Origin of the sequence: Cutibacterium equinum, from assembly GCF_028021195.1 — a bacterium.
Taxonomy (GTDB): Bacteria; Actinomycetota; Actinomycetes; order Propionibacteriales; family Propionibacteriaceae; genus Cutibacterium; species Cutibacterium equinum.
The window spans coordinates 689,216-708,243 of sequence record NZ_CP115668.1 but is presented as its reverse complement, the minus strand read 5'-3'; the positions used below and the strand labels follow the sequence as shown (position 1 = coordinate 708,243).

Genomic DNA, 19,028 nt, shown 5'->3' with positions numbered 1-19,028 from the left:
CTTCCCCTTCGGTGCTTGAAGACTCCGGGAAGTCGTCAGCATTGTGGTTGCCTGACCCCTAGCGTACGGGACTGCACAACAACACCCCACGGCAATGCCCGTACAATCTTCTCAGCCCAGACAGGGCCGCCCCGGCTGGAACAGGCCACCGTGGGCGCGACGACGACACAAACAGAGGATGGATCGTGGGACTGTTCCGCCCCTACGAGCAGGGAGACAGCAAGAAGGCCGAACCGGCGGACAAGTCCGTCACCCCAGAGCCGGGGTCCAGTACCGACTCCTCCCCGTCCTCGGCCACCGCCGCTGCCAGGCCCAGGTCCGATGCCGCCAGGCCCAGGTCCGATGCCGCCAGGACCGACCAGGTGAAGCGGCCCGACAAGAAGCGTCGCGCAACCAAGGACCACGGCGCAGAACAGAACCCTGGCACAACTGATCAGGCAACCCCTGCGGCACAGCCCAAGCCCCACCACGCCGCGAAGAAGGGTCCGACCCCGACTCGAGCTGAGGCTGAGGCTGCCCGGAGGGAACGCCTCCACCCGACCTTGAACAAGAAGGAAGCCCGTAAGCGCGAGCGTCTGGCCAAGCGGGAACGTCAAGCCGCCGCCATGGAAGCTGCCGAGCGGCGACCCGAGCGCGGTTACATCCGCGACTATGTCGACTCTCGCTGGACCTTCAGCGAGTTCATCATGCCGATCTTCCTGGCCGTCATGGTGGTCTGGTTGGGCTTGCTCTTCATTGCGCCCACCGCGGTCGGCGCCATCAATGCCATGTCCTTGGGCATGCTGATCGTCATGCTGGGGTGGCTGGTCGACTCCTGGCGACTGTGGCATGGAGCCAAGAAGGGCATCCGCGCCCGCTACCCCAACACCCCCCTGCGCGGTCTGTGGGCCTACCTCAACAACCGGGCGATGACCGTGCGCCGCTGGCGCAACCCGGAACCGCGCGTCGAACGCGGCGAGAAGATCGACTGACGCTGACGCCCAGGCCAAAGTTGTACCTCGTGGCCACGTCCGTGCCCGTTCCCGGGCGCGGACGTGATTGTCTTGGAGGTATGAGTTACTCGTGGGTTTTCACACAGTCTCGCGTCACCGTCAAGGGAGCTGAGCACCTCGGCGAGCTTGGTGCTGGCCAGCAGTTCGAGTCACAGGAGGAAGCCGAGGCATGGCTTTCCGAGAACTGGCCCGAACTACAGGACGCCGGCATCGACGAGGTCACCCTCATGGCCGACGACGACGTCATCTATGGTCCGATGGGGCTGTTCGAGGAGTGATCGCGGCGGCGGACCTTGACGGTCTGCCAGCTCATCACGACCCCGAAAGCCGTGACCGCAAGCCCCAGACCAATGACAGTGGGACGAGACTGAGCAATGGAGTGACGCCGTTGCTCATAACTTTGCACCGTGTCGGTTCGGGTGGCGGTGTAGGTGGCCTTGTGGCAGGTGTCTCCCGGATGCATCTCGACACCACGACACGAGATCGTCGGCGAGGCCATCACGACGAGGCCCCACACGAGCAGGGCCACTCCGGCCACGACGACGACAACGTCCAAGGCCAACGCCCAGGAGGGATGACTGGCACGACGGGTTGGCGCCGCGTCCTGGTCGACCGGAGTAGATGAGCTCACGAACACACCCTAACCGCGCGCCACGACTACCGCAGTGTCTCGTGCCTGAGGCGCCTCGACTAGGCTTCACGACAAGGCATCAACCCGGGTCGAAACCGGCCCCATCCTGAACCGACCCCCGAATGAGAGGAATCCTCGTGGCCAACAGCACCGAGCTACCCGTATGTCCCCGTCCCGATCTCAAGGTCTCCCGCAACGCCAACGGCGCCGACGTCGTGATTGCCGGCCTGGCCGAGGGCTCCCAGGGCCCCGTCGTCCAGGGGCTTGCACCGCGCGCCGTCAAGGAGGCCGAGGAGACGTTCGGTGCTCCGCTGGCCGAGGTTGCCATCCGCGCTGGCGGCTCGACGACACTCGGGTCCACCGTGGTGCTGCCATGGTCTGGATACAGCCTCGTCCTGGTCGGCTGCGGAACCGAGGGATTGGATGGTGAGGACCTTCGCAAGGCTGCCGGCGCCGGTGCACGCGCCGCCGCTGCCCTATCCCATGGCACCCCCCTCAAGGTGGCCGTCGACATGGGAATCAACTCGGCAGAGCAGGTTCGTATCGCTGCCGAGGGTGCCCTGCTCGGCTGTTACAAGGTGCCGGCCGTGACCTCGAATCACGATGGCCCCGAGGTCTCCACCGTGACCATTGTCTCGAATGCCCGCGGCGCCAAGCCCGAGCTCGACAAGGCCCGAATCCTCGCCGACGCCGTCTACACCGCCCGTGACTGGGTGGACGCCCCGGCCAATCTGCTCTACCCCAAGACCTTCGCCACCTCGGCGCAGTCGTGGTGCAAGGACCTCAAGGACGTCACCGTCGAGGTTCTCGACGAGAAGGCTCTGGTTCGCGGCGGTTTCGGGGGCATCCTGGCCGTCGGCGGAGGTTCAGCTCGCTCCCCGCGCCTGGTCCGTGTCGAATACGCCCCGGAAGGCGCCACCACTACCTTGGCCCTGGTCGGCAAGGGCATCACCTTCGACTCCGGCGGCCTCAACATCAAGACCGCTGACGGCATGTACACCATGAAGTGCGACATGGGCGGTGCTGCTGCCGTGCTCGCCGCGGTGGGTGCGATCGCGCGTCTGGGCCTCAATGTCCGCGTCATCGCCTACGGATGTCTGGCTGAGAACATGCCGTCCGGATCGGCATGGCGTCCCTCTGACGTCGTCACCATCTACGGAGGCAAGACCGTCGAGAACGGCAACTCCGACGCCGAGGGCCGCATCGTCATGGCTGATGGCCTGGCTCGCGCCTGCGAGGATGAGCCGGACTTCCTCGTCGACATCGCCACCCTGACCGGTGCCTGCATGGTCGCTCTCGGTAACCACACTGCCGGAGTGATGACCTCCGGCGCGCAGGCTGCCGACACCCTTTTGGATGCCTCCGAGGCTGCTGGGGAGGACTTCTGGGAGCTTCCCATCACCGCTGAGGTCCGCGATGCCCTGCACTCCGACGTCGCAGACGTCAAGTCCACCGCTGCTCGCGAGGGTGGCGCGATGTACGCCGCCGCCTTCCTGCAGAGCTGCGTGACCCCCGGACTCGATTGGGCCCACCTCGACATCGCCGGCCCGGCCTACAACAACGCCAAGCCGCACGACTACATCCCGATCCAAGGAACCGGATTCGGAGTGCGTACCTTGGTTCAGCTCGCCGCCAATCTGGCCGACTGACCACCCCGGTCGTGGCGAGGGGCAGGGCCTACCAGCCCTGCCCTTCGCCGTGTCCGCGCCGGGTTTTTCAGAGGTGAGAAATGGGACCAACTGCACATTTGCCCATAGTCCGGCTAGGCTTGCGGTGAATCCGTCGCGGCTTGCAAAGGAGCTCCAACACATGTCGACCGAAGTCACTCTTCCCGCACTGGGCGAGTCCGTCACCGAAGGCACCGTGTCCCGCTGGCTCAAGGCCGTCGGAGACACCGTCGAGGCTGACGAACCCCTCCTCGAGGTGTCCACCGACAAGGTCGACACCGAGGTCCCCTCCCCTGCCTCCGGCACCCTGCTCGAGATCAAGGTCCCCGAGGACGAAGACGCCGAGGTCGGCGCCGTCCTGGCCATCATCGGCGACCCCTCCGAGTCTGGTTCCGCCCCGGCTGAGGCCCCCAGCGGACAGGACGAGGCTCCGAAGCCGACCCCTGAGCCTGAACCGGCTGCCGAGGACAAGCCCGCTCCGGCCACTCCCGCCGCTGGTGGCGCTGCCAGCGGTGTCGAGGTCACTCTTCCCGCACTGGGCGAGTCGGTCACCGAAGGCACCGTGTCCCGCTGGCTCAAGGCCGTCGGAGACACCGTCGAGGCTGACGAACCCCTCCTCGAGGTGTCCACCGACAAGGTCGACACCGAGGTCCCCTCCCCTGCCTCCGGCACCCTGCTCGAGATCAAGGTCCCCGAGGACGAAGACGCCGAGGTCGGCGCCGTCCTGGCCATCATCGGCGACCCCTCCGAGTCTGGTTCCGCCCCGGCTGAGGCCCCCAGCGGACAGGACGAGGCTCCGAAGCCGACCCCTGAGCCTGAACCGGCTGCCGAGGACAAGCCCGCTCCGGCCACTCCCGCCGCTGGTGGCGCTGCCAGCGGTGTCGAGGTCACTCTTCCCGCACTGGGCGAGTCGGTCACCGAAGGCACCGTGTCCCGCTGGCTCAAGGCCGTCGGAGACACCGTCGAGGCTGACGAACCCCTCCTCGAGGTGTCCACCGACAAGGTCGACACCGAGGTCCCCTCCCCTGCCTCCGGCACCCTGCTCGAGATCAAGGTCCCCGAGGACGAAGACGCCGAGGTCGGCGCCGTCCTGGCCATCATCGGCGACCCCTCCGCCGCGTCGGCCCCTGAGCCCACCGCCCCGAAGGCTGAGCCTGCCGAGCAGGCCGAGCCCGAGCCGGTGCGGAGCAAGGCCGAGGAGGCCCCGGCCCCCGCTCCGGCCGCCGCCAAGCCCGCTGAGGCCCCGAAGCCGGCTGGCGCCAACGAGGTCGCCCCACGTGCCACCAACCCGTCCTCCGACGTCTACGTCACCCCGCTGGTGCGCAAGCTGGCCAAGGAGAACAACGTCGACCTGTCCACCATCACCGGAACCGGCGTCGGCGGCCGCATTCGCAAGCAGGACGTCCTGGCCGCTGCTGGCAAGTCGCCCGAGGCCCCGGCACCCGCCCCGGCCCCAACCGCTGTGGCTGCCCCGGATACCCCGAAGCCCGCTGGTTCGGCTCGCAAGGCATCCCAGGAGGTGTCCCCGGAAGCTGCCGCCCTGCGTGGCACCACCGAGAAGATGAGCCGCCTGCGCAAGGTCATCGCCTCCCGCATGGTGGAGTCCCTGCAGGTGTCCGCCCAGCTCACTGCCACCGTCGAGGTGGACATGACGGCCATCTCCCGGATCCGCAAGGCCGAGAAGGCTGCCTTCAAGGCTCGCGAGGGAGTTGGTCTGTCCTACCTGCCCTTCATCACCAAGGCTGTCGTCGAGGCTCTCAAGGCCAACCCGACGTTCAACGCGAACATCGACACCGAGGCCGGGACGATCACCTACGGGGCTTCGGAGAACATCGGTATCGCCGTCGACACGCCGCGCGGCCTGCTGGTGCCGGTCATCAAGAATGCCGGCGACCTCAACATCGCCGGGCTGGCTCACCAGATTGGCGACCTCGCTGCTCGCACCCGCGACAACAAGGTCACCCCTGACGAGTTGGCTGGTGGCACCTTCACCATCACCAACTACGGCTCGGCTGGCGCCCTCTTCGACACCCCGATCGTCAACCAGCCCGAGGTTGCCATCCTCGGCACCGGTGCCCTGGTCAAGCGCCCGGTCGTCGTCACCAACGAGTTCGGAGAGGACACCATCGCCATCCGCGACATGATGTACCTCTCGCTGTCCTACGATCACCGTCTCATCGACGGTGCCGTGGCAGCTCGCTTCCTGTCGGGCATCAAGGCCCGCCTGGAGGAGGGTGACTTCGCCGGAGAGTTCTGATCCGAACCTCGCAACGGGGCCCGGCGTGGGATTCCACGCCGGGCCCCGTCGCGTATCCGGACTACCATGTGTCAGCGTGACAGACGCCCAGAACCAGTCCTGCGATCGCGACGACGCCCAGGTAACCCCGCAACCCACGACGCCCCAGGTCGTCGCCGGGATGGCCCCCAAGGGATGGGTGGACCATCCTGCTGGCCTGGAGTTCGAATACCTGGGCATCGCCGACAACCCGCCGGTTCGCACCGAGTACAACGAGTGCTGGGCCCACCAGCGTGACGTCCACGCCGAGGTCTCGAGCCACCAGCGCCCCAACACGGTCATCTACGTCGAGCACGATCCCGTCTACACTGCGGGACGACGCACCCGTCCGGAGGCCTACCCCTTCGACGGGACCCCTGTGGTTCCGGTCGATCGCGGCGGTGAGATCACCTGGCACGGTCCGGGCCAGCTCGTCGGCTACCCCATCGTCTTCCTGCAGCGCGGCATCGGCGTCGTGGACTACGTGCGTCGCGTCGAGGAGTCGATCATCCGCCTTGTCGCCGAGTACGGTTTGAAGGCCGGTCGTGTCCCCGGACGCACCGGGGTCTGGTTCCCCTCTGACGGTCTCGGGCCAGAGCGCAAGGTCTGTGCCATCGGCATCCGGGTCTCCCGTCAGACGGCGCTGCACGGATTCGCCCTCAACATCGACCCTGACACCGCAGGGTTTGACAACATCATTCCGTGCGGCATCTCCGACGCCGACGTCACGAGCATGGGACGCGAGTTGCGACGTCTGCACGGCCCTGACGCGCAGGTGCCATCCATGCTGGAGGTGGCGGGCAAACTTGAACCCATCCTCACCGAGATGATGTCCTTCCAGCTCTACGAGATGAGCCCGGACATCCCGCGTCGGGAGCACCCAGCGTTCCTGCACCCGATGTCGTGAACCTGTCGGTCCACCCGGCTACAGTTCCCCCTACCCCACCCCAGAGGAGATGTTGGTGACGCACACCACCCGCGCCCGTGCCACGGGACCGCTGCTGGCGGTCACGGGTGTCGTCATGGCCGTCGTCGCCGCCGTGATCGGCCGGCTTCGCCCCCTGGAGACTCGTCTGTTGGGCAGGGAGAATCCGGATGTCCTCACCAGCGTCCTTCACGCCGTCGTCGGGACTCTTTCGTGGGCTGCTTTGATGTGGACCCTGGCCGAACTCATCCGCGCCACCTTGTGTTCACCTCGTCGCGACCTCGTCGACCCCACTCACACTCGTGGCCAGCGAGCCTGGCTGGCAGCCCAGATGTGGGCGCTGCTGGCCCTGCTCATGATTCCGCTGGAGTCCGCTGACTCCGCCGGTTTGACCTTCGAGCAGGCCATCGTCGACCTGCCGACCTACATCACCTCGACTCCCTCGGTGGCCGCCTGGCTCGTCGTCGCCGTGCTGGGCCTGCTGGTCGCCTTGCTGGCGTTGCTCACCACTCATCTGGGTGGCCTCGTCATGGCGACCTTGGTGACGGTCCTTGCCGCCTTGCCGGTTCCGGTCACCGGAGCCATCTCAGTAGGTCTCAACCATGATTTCGCCACCGATGCCGGGGCTCTTGCCGCCGTCGGCATGACGATCGCGGCAGCGTGCGTTCTCGTCGAGATCCTCGATGGACCCAGCCCCGCTGTCACCCGCCGACTGTCCTGGCTGGAGCGCATCGGAGTCATCATCGCCCTGGCCGGGGGAATCGTCGTCACCTGGCAGGGTCAGGCCGGGCAATCCTGGCTGTCTGACCGGTGGGGGGTGGCTCGGATAGTCCTGTTGATCGCGGCGACGGTCTGGGTGGCACTCAGCTGGGTGCCTCGGTCTCGGATACGGGCGTGGCTCCGTTTCGCGATGGTCGTCGTCGCCGTGACCATCAGGGGAGCCAGCCCGCAGCTCATTCCCCCTCGCTACCTCATCGGGCAGACCCCGGCGGTCAATTACCTCGGCTACGAATTGCCATCGGCACCCACCACCGGCGTGTTGCTGGCCCCGGGGCGTCCCAACATCGGTTTCTGGACCCTGTCGATCCTGGCCATTGCGGGATACCTCGTCGCAGTGAGGGTTCTCAAGCATCGCGGCCAAGCATGGTCGGCTGCCCGTATCGGTTCCTGGATCGGGGCATGGGTCGTCGTGATCTATCTGGCCAGCGCCGGGCTGTGGGAGTACTCCTCGATGCAGTTCAGCTGGCACATGTTGGTCCACATGATCTTCAACATGCTGGTACCCGCCTTGCTGGTGCTGGGAGCGCCGGTGACCCTCATGAGGCAGGTGTTGCGAACCGGCGAACAGATCAATGACGGCTTCAATGGCCCCCACGACTGCCTCATGGCAGTCCTGGAATGGCGTCCGACTACGATGCTCTTCGGCCCATTCGCAGCCTGGATCATCTTCATCGCCAGCTTCTACGTGGTGTACTTCACCCCGATCTTTGGTTACCTCATGCGCTACCACTGGGGGCACCAGTGGATGTTGCTGCACTTCCTCATGGCCGGGTTCATGCTCTTCGAGTACGTCATCGGCCTGGACGACCTGCCTGCCTCCCTGCCCCACATCGGCCGGCTCGGCTTCGTCATCACGGCGATGCCCTTCCACTCCTTCTTCGCCGTCATCACGATGAATGCTCACCAGGTCATCGGCAAGGACTTCTATCAGGCCCTGTCAATCCCGTGGGTGGCCAATCTGAGTGACGACCAGAACCTCGGCGGCCAGATCACCTGGGCGACCGGCGAGATTCCGATGGCCCTGGTACTCATCGCCCTGTGCGTGCAATGGTTCGTCTCGGATCGACGCGACCAGCGCCGGGTGGATGCCTCCGAAGATGCCAGTCTCGATGAGTCCCTGGCCGCCTACAACGACATGTTGGCCCAGATGGCTGGTCAGCAGGTCAAGCCGCACGATGGGCAGGACCCGTCATGACGGCGGCGACGATCAACGAGCAGGATGAGGAGAAACCTGTTCTCCATCCCCCGGTTCAGCTCCAGATCGGCGGAATGACCTGCGCCGCCTGCGCCCACACCATCGAGAAGCGCTTGGCCCGTATCGACGGGGTGCACGCCAGCGTCAACTTCGTCTCTGAGCGGGCGACGGTGACGGGCATCGACGTCGAGGACGCCATTGCTGCGGTCAAGGATGTCGGCTACACCGCCGCTGAGCTGTCTGACGTCGATCTGACGGCTGAGGCCCAGCGGCGCATCACAATGCTGCGACGCCGTCTCATCGTCGCCGTCCTGCTGACCTTGCCCCTCATGGACATCGGATTGGTCCTGGCCCTCGAGCCGCAGTTGCGCTTCCCCGCCTGGGACTGGCTCCTCCTTGTCGTCTCCTTGCCGGTGGTGCTGTGGTCGGCATGGCCCTTCCACAAGGCTGCGTGGTTGAACCTGCGCCACGGTGTGACCTCCATGGACACCCTGGTGTCGCTGGGTGTGTTGTCGTCTTTCGGATGGTCGTTCATCTCCATCCTCATCGGCGCCCAGGACAACGAGGGGTACTGGCTGGGCTACGGCATCACCCCTGCCGGGGCCGACACCCTCTACCTCGACGTCGCCGCCGGGGTGACATGCTTCCTGCTGGCCGGGCGCTATTTCGAGGCCCGGGCCAAGAGGTCGGCTCGCTCTGTCCTGACGGCCTTGGGGCAGTTGGCTGCCAAGGATGCGCGCGTGCTGCGCGATGGGGTCGAGACCATCGTCCCCATCGAGACCTTGCACAAGGGTGACCTCTTCGTCACCTTGGCTGGTGAGACCCTCGCTGCTGACGGGCAGATCGTCGAAGGGTCGTCGAGTATTGACACCTCGATGATGACTGGCGAGCCGATGCCGGTCGACGCCACCGTCGGGTCGATGGTTCTGGGCGGAACGATGAATCTCACGGGGCGGGTCGTGGCGAGAGCGACGGCGGTGGGAGCCCGCACCCAGCTCTCCCAGATGGCAGTCATTGCCGAGGAGGCCCAGGCCCGCAAGGCCAACGTCGAGCGTCTGGTCGACAAGGTCGTCGAGATTTTCGTGCCGGCCGTACTGGCCGTTGTCGTCCTCACCTTCTTCGGGTGGTGGATCGCCGGGGCCGGTATCCGCCACGCCTTGTCCGCAGCCCTGTGCGTGCTCATCATCGCCTGTCCCTGCGCACTGGGCCTGGCCACTCCCACCGCGCTCATGGTCGGGGTGGGACGCGGGGGGCAGTTGGGAATCCTCATCAAGGGTCCCGAAGCTCTGGAGGCGTCAGGACGCATCGACACCGTCGTGTTCGACAAGACCGGCACTCTCACCACCGCAGACATGACCCTGACCGAACGGGTCGCCGTCGCCGGACACGACCTCGAACAGGCTCACCGCTGTGCCGCTGCCCTGGATCAGCACTCGACTCACCCGGTGGCCAGGGCCATCGTCGCCGCGTTCGAGGGCACCATTCCACAGTGCCCCAGCCCACACACCGTCGCCGGACGCGGCGCCGAGGGCAAGGTCGACGGACATGAGGTCATGGTCGGCAATCCTGTCTTCCTCACCGAGGCCGGCATCACCATTCCCGACGACCTCACCACTGTTGTCGAACAGGCTGCTGAGGCCGGACGCTCCACCGTCCTGGTCGCGATCGACGGCCAGGCATCGGCAGCTTTCGTCGTGTCTGACACCGTCAAGCCCGAGGCTCCTGAAGTCATCGCCCGGCTCACGCAGATGGGGCTGCGGACCGTCCTGCTCACCGGGGATTCGAAGGCTGCCGCGCACGCCGTCGCATCCGAGCTGGGTATCGACGAGGTGCTCGCCGACGTTCTGCCGACCGAGAAAGCCACAGTCATCGACAGGTTACGAGACGAGGGCCGGGTCGTGGCCATGGTCGGTGACGGCATCAACGATGCCGCTGCCCTGGCCAGCTCTGATCTCGGGCTGGCGATGGTCACCGGCACCGACATTGCGATGCGGAGCGCCGACATCATCTGTGTGCGTCACCATCTCGGGGTCGTCCCGGACGCCATCGGGCTGTCACGGCGCACCCTGCGCACCATCCGTGGCAACCTCGCATGGGCCTTCATCTACAACATCGCGGCCATCCCGATCGCTGCCGCCGGACTGCTCAACCCACTCATATCAGGCCTAGCCATGAGCCTGTCCAGCCTCTTCGTCGTCATCCATTCACTGAGACTTCGCAACTTCGGCACACCCAGTTAAACTGGCCGACGTGAGTGTCGAAGCAGACGGTAGAAAGCTCCTGCGAGTCGAGGTCAAGAACTCCCAGACCCCCATCGAGGACAAACCCCGCTGGATCCGTACCCGGGCCACGATGGGCCCCGAGTACCGCGACATGCGACGCCGAATGCTCGACGGTGATCTTCACACGGTGTGCCAGGAGGCTGGTTGCCCCAACATCTTCGAGTGCTGGGAGGACCGCGAGGCCACCTTCCTCATCGGCGGAGACCACTGCACCCGTCGTTGCGACTTCTGCCAGATCGAGTCTGCCAAGCCGGAGGGCTACGACACCGACGAGCCTCGCCGCGTCGCCGAGTCCGTCAAGCAGATGGGACTGCGCTACGCCACCGTCACCTCGGTCTGCCGTGACGACCTCGAGGACGAGGGCGCCTGGCTGTGCGCCGAGACCATCCGCCAGATTCACCAGGTGAACCCCGGAGTCGGCGTCGAGATGCTGGCCCAGGACTTCTCCGGCAAGCAGGATCTCCTCGATGTCGTCTTTGATGCGCATCCGGAGGTCTTCGGGCACAACCTCGAGACGGTCCCCCGGATCTTCAAGCGCATTCGCCCTGGATTCCGCTATGACCGCTCGCTGGCCGTCCTCAACTCCGCCCACGAAGCCGGTCTCATCACCAAGTCGAACCTCATCCTCGGCATGGGAGAGACCCGCGAGGAGATCTCAGAAGCCATGCAGGCCCTTCATGACGCCAACACTGACTTGCTGACGATCACCCAGTACCTGCGTCCGAATGCCTACCTGCACCCCATCGATCGTTGGGTGACTCCCCAGGAGTTCGACGAGTTGGCCGAGGAAGCCCGCGAGATCGGATTCGTCGGCGTCATGAGTGGCCCGCTGGTGCGCTCCTCGTATCGTGCCGGACGTCTCTACCGTCAGGCCGTGGAGGCTCGCGGGGAGAAGCCGGTCACCATCGTGACCGGGTACCGGGACGGGGAGAAGCCGGCGCCGTTCGCCGCCAAGGACTGAGCGCGCGATCACCTCGACCGACGGCACCTGCGCCACAACGACTCCGAAGTGGGGTCCCCGCCGCGAAGCCGGTAGAATACCGCGCAGTCCGTTCATCAACGTCGTCGGGAGTGTGTCAATGCCCAGGAGCCAGGCAGCCAAGGAACTCGCCGCCAAGCAGAAGGCACAGGCCAAGGCTGAGAAGGAGCGTCGCAAGAACTCCGACAACCCCAAGGACTGGAGCACCCGCAAGCAGCTCGCCGAGACCTTCAAGCTGACTCGCCAGGTTGATCCCCAGCTCCTGTGGTGGGTCATTGGCGCTTTCGTCCTGGGCGTCGTCGTGTTCACCGTCATCGGCCTCCTCATCACTGACCTGTGGTGGGTCTGGCTCATCGTCGGAATCTTTGCCGGCGCCGCTGCGGCGATGTGGGCCTTCCAGTGGCGCGCCAAGCGTTCCATGTACGCCCGGTTCAAGGGCCAGACCGGGTCCGCCGAGGTCGCCTTGTCCCTGCTGGACAAGAAGAAGTGGACCTGCTCCCCGGCGATTGCCTTCACCCGTCAACAGGACGTCGTGCATCGCGCTGTCGGCCCGGCCGGAATCGTGCTCATCGGCGAAGGGCACGGCAACGGTCTGCGCAATCTGCTGGCCACCGAGACCAAACGTCACGAGCAAGTCGCCTACGGCACCCCGGTGACCTCCCTCGTCATGGGCGATGGCAAGGGTGAGGTCCCACTGGAGGACCTTGACAAGCACATCAAGAAGCTGCCCAAGGCTCTCAACACCAGCCAGGTCGACGAAGTTGTCAACCGACTCAAGGCCCTCGACGCCATGCGCCCGCGTGTGCCGCTGCCCAAGGGCCCCATGCCCAACTCCATGAAGGGCGCCCGCGCCGCCATGCGGGGACGCTGAGTCTGCGTTGGCCGGCACAAATCTCGTCAACGCGGATCGCGTCTCGAAGTCCTGGGGAACCCGGACGGTCCTTTCTCAGGTGTCCCTGGGACTGTCAACCGGAGATGTCATCGGCGTCGTGGGGCGCAATGGGGACGGAAAGTCGACCCTCCTGGCCCTTCTCACCGGCTCGTTGGAGCCCGATTCCGGGGCCGTGACGCGCACCCATGGGACCTCCATCGGGGTGCTCGCCCAGGCCGAAACCCCCAAGGGTGACCAGACTGTCCGCGATCTTGTCGTTGGTGGCCGTCCCGACCATGTCTGGGCAGCCGACCGGCAGGCGCGCCCCATCGTCGAGGACATGCTCAGTGACATCGACCTCGACCGTCCCATGACTGACTTGTCTGGTGGTGAACGGCGACGTGCCGCCCTTGTCTCGATCATGCTGGCAGACCACGACCTGCTCGTCCTCGACGAGCCCACCAACCACCTCGATGTCGAGGCTGTCGCCTGGCTGGCAGGTCATCTGCGTCACCTCCAGGAGCGTGGCGTGGCCATGCTGGTCGTCTCCCACGACCGCTGGTTCCTCGACGAGATCTGCACTGACATCTGGGAGGTCCACGACGCCACCGTCGAGGCCTACGAGGGCGGGTACTCCGCCTACACCCTCGCCCGGGTGGAACGGGCCCGCATTGCGGCCAGCAACGAGGCCAAGCGTCAGAACCTGGCACGCAAGGAATTGGCGTGGCTACGTCGTGGCGCCCCGGCCCGCAGCTCCAAACCTCGTTACCGCGTCGAGGCAGCCAATGCCCTCATCGCCAATGTCCCCGAGCCACGCGACAAGCTGGAGTTGGCAAGGTTCTCCGCGACCCGGCTGGGCAAGGACGTGCTGGACCTCAAGGACGTGACCGTCACGGTGCCCTCCGACGAGCTGGGTGAGCGCACCCTGTTGGACACGGTGACATGGTCCATCGGCCCGGGCGAGCGGATCGGCCTGGTCGGCGTCAATGGTGCTGGAAAGACGACCCTGCTGAATCTGTTGGATGGGTCGCGACAGCCGGACTCGGGTCGCGTCAAGCAGGGCAAGACTCTCCGGCTGGCCCATCTGCGTCAGGAGGTCGACGACCTCGACACGACGATGACGGTGCTGGAGTCGGTCAACGACGTCAAGGCCCGGACGAAATTGGCCACCGGTCGTGACGCCTCCGCCGCAGACCTGTTGGAGGGATTCGGGTTCACCGGGCAGAAGCTCGTCACCCGTATCGGTGATCTGTCCGGTGGGGAGCGGCGTCGTCTGCAGCTGTTGCGCCTGCTCATGGCCGAGCCGAATGTGCTGCTCCTCGACGAGCCGACCAACGACCTCGACATCGACACCCTGCGCCTGCTCGAGGACTACCTCGACTCCTGGCCCGGCACGTTGATCGTCGTGTCCCACGACCGCTGGTTCCTGGAGCGGGTCTGCGACGTCGTGTGGGCCCTCATGGGAGACGGCACGGTAGCCCTGCTGCCAGGAGGCATCTCCCAGTACCTGGAGCACCGTCGAGACCGCCAGACCGGCCCGTCGAAGTCGAGCCGGCTGGGCACCGAGGGAGCCCAACAGAAGGTCGACGCCGCAGCCCTGCGCCAGGCCCGCAAGGACATGGACCGGATTGACCGTCAGATGGGCAAGGTCCGCGACGAGCTGGCCTTGGTGCACGAGGAGATGGCTGCCAAGGCCGACGACTACCAGGCCCTCGCCGATTTGCAGTTGAAGGTCCGTGACCTCGACGACCGGATGTCCGGCCTCGAGGAACAATGGCTGGAAGCTGCCGACATCGTGGAGAATCAGTGACTCGGCGCGGCGATGGCACCATCGCATCCCAAACCCGCACGTCCCCAACCGTGCTGTGGCCGACGATTGCTGTCCTCGTCATCACGGTGGCGTGGATGCTCATCATTCCCAATCCGACCGATCTCAGGATCTACCGGGACTGTGTGCGGGCCATGCTGCACGACCCGAAGAGCCTGTACACCGCCACCTCGGTCTCTCATCTCGGGTTCACCTATCCACCCTTCGCCGCGATCGCTCTGGTCCCGTTGACCCTCCTGCCGTTTCACGCTGCGACGATCCTTCACTATGCCGTCAGCGCGACTGCCCTGGTCATCATGATTGACGTGGTGTGGCGCCGCTGCGGACGTCAGCATTCGGGCGTCCTGACCGCCATCGTCGCCGCGATCCTGGTTGCCGGGGAACCTATCGGGCAGAGCTTTGCCTACGGCCAGGTGAATGTTCAGCTGGCTCTCCTGGTCGTCCTTGACGTCTTCGTTGTGCCCCGCAGGTGGCGCGGTGTCGGTGTAGGTGTGGCCACCGGGTTCAAACTGACCCCAGGCATTTTTGCCATCTGGTACCTCGTGACCGGCCAGGTCAAGGAAGCGTTACGGGCCGCTGGGGCCGGTGTGACGACGATTGCTCTGGGCTTCGCCATCGCACCGACGGCGTCGTGGCAGTACTGGACCCATTACATGGTCACCCCACAACGGCTGGGGGGACTCACCTGGGCTGGCAACCAGTCCCTCTCGGGGATGTTGCTACGGCTGGGACACGGAGATCTGACACCGGTGTGGCTCATTCTCGTCGCCGTCTGCTGCGCGCTCGCCGGGATCGCATCCCGGCGGCTGTGGCACCACGGCGGGGCGGACGAGGTGTGGTCCCTACTGTGTGCAGGCCTGTGCGGATGTCTGGTGAGCCCGGTGTCGTGGTCTCACCACTGGGTGTGGGCCGCGCTGCTCATCGTCGCGGGTCTGGCGGATCGACGCCGTGACCGTCGCGTTCTCGCCCTTGCCTGGGCCTTCGTCACCCTGACGTGGATAATCTGGTGGTCTCCGGCAGGCGGCAGCCACGAAGTCTCTGCGCCGTGGTGGCAGAAAGTCCTCACCGACTCGTACGAAATCCTGGGTGTCGGATCTCTGCTCGCCTTGGCCTGGAGCCAGCGCGCATCTGCGCCAAGGCATGTTACGGGCGGACCGTCATCCGACCCGCCCGTAACACTCAGTCACGCCACCGTGAACAACTGATCGCCGCTGTTGACCGGCTGGCCTGCGGCGGCGACATCGCCGAGCTTGTCAGCGCTGGAGTCGAGGATGATGATCGGGCAGACTGCGCTGCGGCCACCCTCCACGATGCGGGCAGGGTTCCACGTGATGAGTTCGTCTCCGGCAGAAACCTCCGCTCCTTCCTCGGCGTGGAGGGTGAATCCCTCCCCCTCAAGTTGGACGGTGTCGATGCCAAGATGCACCAGCACTCCGAAACCGCCAGCCTGAAGGACGAAGGCGTGCGGGTGCAGTTTGACGATGCGTCCCGCCACCGGGGCCACGGCGGTGACATCGCCGTCGCCGGAGGGTTGCACGGCGACGCCGGGACCCACCAGACCCTGCGCGAACACCGGGTCAGGGACGTCGGACAGCGCCATCAGCGTGCCCTTGAGGGGGGAAAGGACCGCGGTCATCAGCGCAGGTCCTCGATGTCCTCGGCGAGGGTGTCGGCCTCGGGGCCAACGACCACCTGGACGGAGGTTCCCTGCTGGACGACGCCGAATGCACCGGCTGCCGTGAGAGCGGCCTCGTTGACGAGGTCGGGGTCGTCCACCTCGACGCGCAACCGGGTGATGCAGGCCTCGAGGTCGTCAATGTTGTCGTCGCCACCGAGGGCCGCCAGGATCTGCTCTGCCTTGCTCATGATGTCTCCTTGTTCTGGTTCGAGATGTCCTCCGCCATGGAAGATCCCCGACAAACACTGGCCCACCTTCCAAGTGGTCCAGACAACTAACACCCAACTCCATCGAGCTGCCGAATGTCAAGAGGCAGTCAGGAATCGTGATCTTCTCCCCACAAATCCTCCAGGTCGGAGACCAGCAGATCCGCATCAGGCCCAACGATCACCTGGACGCTGTGCCCCTGCACCGTCACGCCGTGGACGCCGGCGCGACGCAGCTCCTGCTCGTCGACCTGTTGGCAGTCGCGAACCTGACAGCGCAGACGAGTCACGCATGGCTCAACCGACACCACATTGTCGACTCCCCCCAATGCCGCCAAGATATGTTCAACACGCTTCATCGCGAACCTCCTCGAGGTGGATACAAGGTCCTGCGCGGCCCGGAGATCGGTACCCACAGTTTGTAACGGTCACCCCGGAACCAGGACCGGGAGTAACACACAGCAAGGTCATCGGCGTAGGTACGACGGTTGATGGCCAGCACAGGCGATCCCACCGGGATTTCCAACAACTCACAGGTCACCGCATCACCGCTGACGGCCTCGATGGCGTCCTCTCCCCAGGTGGGGGTCAGACCAGCCTCCGCCAGGGCCCCGTAAACGCTCGTGGGTACGCCATTGGCCAACAGGTCCGGCATGACTCGCGTGGAGATCCAGGTCCTCTCAACTGCCATGGGAACCCCGTCGGCCAGCCGCACCCGGTACATGAAGTGGACCGATTCTCCAGGCTCAATTCCCAGCCAGACGGCAACGTCCGGGGTTGCCGGGAGTTCCTCCCCGCGCAGCACCCGAGTATCGGAAATCATGCCGCGCTGGCGCATCTCCTCGCTGAATGACGAGATCCGCGACTGCACGTCAACCTTGGGAGCTCGGACATAGGTCCCACTGCCCCGACGACGTTCCAGCCGACCACTGCTGACCAACGAGTCCACCGCCTGGCGGACCGTCATCCGTGACACCCCGAAATGCTCAGCAAGCTCACGCTCGCTGGGAACGACGTCGCCGACCGACAAGCGGGTGTCGATGAGGTTGACGAGGTAGTCCCGCACGGTCACGTACTTCATGCGTGGATTATGCCCCGGATCGAGCGCGGATACCGAGTGGAAACGAAACCCACCAAAATGGTGACGTTCACAAACACTGCGCGACATCTTGACATACCAGCCCGAGTGGTCTGTACTTCAGCAAGTGGTCCATACCACTCGACTGGACCACCTGAAGCCCGACCGACGTGGGTGAAGGCTTCGGACCATGAGAACTCACTGCGGAGGAACTCCATGACTACAGACGCTGTTGCCACCAAAACGAAGAAGAAACGGCAGATACCCGGGTTCTCCCAGATGCAGCGCATCGGGCGCTCCCTCATGCTGCCCATCGCATCCTTGCCGGTCGCGGCCCTGCTCATGCGATTCGGAGCGGCTGACGTTCTGGGCGCGGACGGCGTAGCCAAGCACGCGTCCTGGATGCAGCCGGTCGCTGACGTACTTGCCGGGGCCGGTGGCGCGATCTTCGACAACCTGCCCCTCATCTTCGCCCTCGGTGTGGCCGTTGGTTACGCCAAGAAGGCTGACGGCTCCACCGCACTCGCCGCCCTCATCGGCTACCTCACCTTCACCGGTGCAGGCACCTCTGACAAGACCCAGGGTGGCGTCCTGCACGCACTGGCCCCGTACTTCGCCAAGGACACCGGGGTCATCAACTACGGAGTCCTCGGCGGCATCGTCATCGGCATCATCGCCGCCAAGATGTACGAGAAGTACCGCCGCACCAAACTGCCAACCTACCTGGCTTTCTTCGGCGGACGTCGCTTCGTGCCGATCGTCACCGCTGCGGCCTCGGTGGTCGCCGGTGTCATCATGGCCTTGATCTACCCGGCCTTCGACTGGCTGTTCAACAAGCAGGTCGGCGGCTTCATCATGCACCACGGGTCGAACCCGGCCACCGGATTCGTGTTCGGCACCATCAACCGTCTGCTCATCCCCTTCGGCCTGCACCACCTGCTCAACTCCCTGCCGTGGTTCCAGCTCGGTAACTGCACCAACGCCGCTGGCGAGACCCTCCACGGCGACATCACCTGCTTCTTCAGTGGCACGGCCGGCACCAATGCCTGGACCGGCTCCTTCATGACCGGCTTCTTCCCGATCATGATGTTTGCCCTGCCCGGTGCCGCCCTGGCCATCTACCACACCGCCAAGCCGGAGCGTAAGAAGGTCACCGGTGGCGTCATGCTGTCGGTTGCCCTGACCGCCTTCCTCACCGGTATCACCGAGCCCCTCGAGTACGCCTTCGCCTACGTGGCCTTCCCGCTGTACCTCGTGCACGCCCTGCTCACCGGTTCCGCCCTGGCTCTGTGCAACGCTCTGGGCATCAAGGACGGGTTCGGATTCTCGGCCGGTCTGACCGACTACATCATCAACTTCGGACGAGCCTCTGAACTGTCCGGCGGCGCCGGAAAGGTTCTGCTCCTCCTGCTGATCGGTCTGGTCTACGCCGTCATCTACTACGTGGTCTTCCGATTCGCCATCACGAAGTGGAACCTGCGGACTCCCGGTCGTGAGGAGGACGGCGAGGAGGGCAATGCCGGAGCCAGTATCTTCGACGAGGCCCAGCTCGCCGCCAACAAGTCCACCGGCAAGGAGGACGCCCAGAAGGAGGGCCGGGTCTGATCCCACCCTTTCCCGTCTCACACGACGCCCCCGGCA

The 19,028-nt window shown here is 65.4% G+C and carries 17 protein-coding genes; 12 read left to right on the top strand and 5 right to left on the bottom strand.

Going from position 1 to position 19,028, the window contains the following annotated elements; genetic code table 11:
- The first annotated feature begins 185 nt into the window (after window positions 1-185).
- Both O6R08_RS03210 and O6R08_RS03205 read left to right on the top strand, forming a co-directional pair.
- Window positions 186-971, top strand: coding sequence for a DUF3043 domain-containing protein (locus tag O6R08_RS03210; protein ID WP_271418711.1), 786 nt, complete (start codon window positions 186-188; stop codon window positions 969-971).
- Window positions 972-1,051: 80 nt separating this feature from the next.
- Window positions 1,052-1,270, top strand: coding sequence for a hypothetical protein (locus O6R08_RS03205; protein WP_271418710.1), 219 nt, complete (start codon window positions 1,052-1,054; stop codon window positions 1,268-1,270).
- On the opposite strand, the gene O6R08_RS03200 is transcribed toward O6R08_RS03205, so the two are convergent.
- Window positions 1,240-1,629 carry a hypothetical protein gene (locus tag O6R08_RS03200; protein ID WP_271418709.1) on the bottom strand — a complete coding sequence of 130 codons (390 nt, stop codon included), beginning with the start codon at window positions 1,627-1,629 and terminating at the stop codon, window positions 1,240-1,242. The two genes, O6R08_RS03205 and O6R08_RS03200, sit on opposite strands and share 31 nt — an antisense overlap.
- A 116-nt stretch (window positions 1,630-1,745) precedes the next feature.
- Here O6R08_RS03200 and O6R08_RS03195 point away from each other — a divergent pair, with 116 nt between their 5' ends.
- The 9 genes from O6R08_RS03195 to O6R08_RS03155 all read left to right on the top strand — a co-directional run bounded on the left by O6R08_RS03195 (window position 1,746) and on the right by O6R08_RS03155 (window position 15,630).
- Window positions 1,746-3,272, top strand: coding sequence for a leucyl aminopeptidase (locus O6R08_RS03195; protein WP_271418708.1), 1,527 nt, complete (start codon window positions 1,746-1,748; stop codon window positions 3,270-3,272).
- A gap of 160 nt (window positions 3,273-3,432) precedes the next feature.
- Window positions 3,433-5,547 carry a 2-oxoglutarate dehydrogenase, E2 component, dihydrolipoamide succinyltransferase gene (sucB, locus tag O6R08_RS03190; RefSeq protein ID WP_271418707.1) on the top strand — a complete coding sequence of 705 codons (2,115 nt, stop codon included), beginning with the start codon at window positions 3,433-3,435 and terminating at the stop codon, window positions 5,545-5,547.
- A 160-nt stretch (window positions 5,548-5,707) separates the two neighbouring features.
- On the top strand, window positions 5,708-6,472 hold the full coding sequence (gene lipB, locus O6R08_RS03185; protein WP_271419201.1) for a lipoyl(octanoyl) transferase LipB: 765 nt from the start codon (window positions 5,708-5,710) through the stop codon (window positions 6,470-6,472).
- Window positions 6,473-6,521: 49 nt separating this feature from the next.
- The gene (locus tag O6R08_RS03180) at window positions 6,522-8,465 is read left to right on the top strand and encodes a cytochrome c oxidase assembly protein (RefSeq protein ID WP_271418706.1); all 1,944 of its coding nucleotides are present in this window, start codon (window positions 6,522-6,524) and stop codon (window positions 8,463-8,465) included.
- Complete coding sequence (locus tag O6R08_RS03175) at window positions 8,462-10,705, top strand: heavy metal translocating P-type ATPase (RefSeq protein WP_271418705.1); 2,244 nt, start codon at window positions 8,462-8,464, stop codon at window positions 10,703-10,705. The genes O6R08_RS03180 and O6R08_RS03175 overlap by 4 nt, the downstream gene beginning before the upstream one ends.
- 10 nt (window positions 10,706-10,715) lie before the next feature.
- Entirely contained in the window at window positions 10,716-11,708 is a 993-nt protein-coding gene (gene lipA / locus O6R08_RS03170) for a lipoyl synthase (protein WP_271418704.1), read from the top strand.
- A 118-nt stretch (window positions 11,709-11,826) separates the two neighbouring features.
- Entirely contained in the window at window positions 11,827-12,597 is a 771-nt protein-coding gene (locus tag O6R08_RS03165) for a DUF4191 domain-containing protein (protein ID WP_271418703.1), read from the top strand.
- A gap of 7 nt (window positions 12,598-12,604) precedes the next feature.
- Complete coding sequence (locus O6R08_RS03160; protein WP_271418702.1) at window positions 12,605-14,407, top strand: ABC-F family ATP-binding cassette domain-containing protein; 1,803 nt, start codon at window positions 12,605-12,607, stop codon at window positions 14,405-14,407.
- 104 nt (window positions 14,408-14,511) lie between these two features.
- On the top strand, window positions 14,512-15,630 hold the full coding sequence (locus tag O6R08_RS03155) for a glycosyltransferase 87 family protein (RefSeq protein ID WP_271419200.1): 1,119 nt from the start codon (window positions 14,512-14,514) through the stop codon (window positions 15,628-15,630).
- Here the strand turns inward: O6R08_RS03155 and O6R08_RS03150 are convergent.
- The 4 genes from O6R08_RS03150 to O6R08_RS03135 all read right to left on the bottom strand — a co-directional run bounded on the left by O6R08_RS03150 (window position 15,609) and on the right by O6R08_RS03135 (window position 17,390).
- Complete coding sequence (locus tag O6R08_RS03150; protein WP_271418701.1) at window positions 15,609-16,061, bottom strand: PTS sugar transporter subunit IIA; 453 nt, start codon at window positions 16,059-16,061, stop codon at window positions 15,609-15,611. The two genes, O6R08_RS03155 and O6R08_RS03150, sit on opposite strands and share 22 nt — an antisense overlap.
- Window positions 16,061-16,291, bottom strand: a complete 231-nt coding sequence (locus O6R08_RS03145; RefSeq protein WP_271418700.1) for a PTS glucose/sucrose transporter subunit IIB — start codon at window positions 16,289-16,291, stop codon at window positions 16,061-16,063. Before O6R08_RS03145 ends, O6R08_RS03150 begins: the two co-directional genes overlap by 1 nt.
- Before the next feature lie 128 nt (window positions 16,292-16,419).
- Window positions 16,420-16,725: a PTS glucose/sucrose transporter subunit IIB gene (locus O6R08_RS03140; protein WP_271418699.1), complete on the bottom strand. Its 306-nt coding sequence runs from the start codon at window positions 16,723-16,725 to the stop codon at window positions 16,420-16,422.
- On the bottom strand, window positions 16,665-17,390 hold the full coding sequence (locus O6R08_RS03135) for a GntR family transcriptional regulator (RefSeq protein WP_271418698.1): 726 nt from the start codon (window positions 17,388-17,390) through the stop codon (window positions 16,665-16,667). The genes O6R08_RS03140 and O6R08_RS03135 overlap by 61 nt, the downstream gene beginning before the upstream one ends.
- 213 nt (window positions 17,391-17,603) lie before the next feature.
- On the opposite strand from O6R08_RS03135, the gene O6R08_RS03130 reads away from it, so the two are divergent.
- A complete protein-coding gene (locus O6R08_RS03130) occupies window positions 17,604-18,992 on the top strand; it encodes a PTS transporter subunit EIIC (RefSeq protein WP_271418697.1) in 1,389 nt (462 codons plus the stop codon).
- Window positions 18,993-19,028 lie beyond the last annotated feature (36 nt).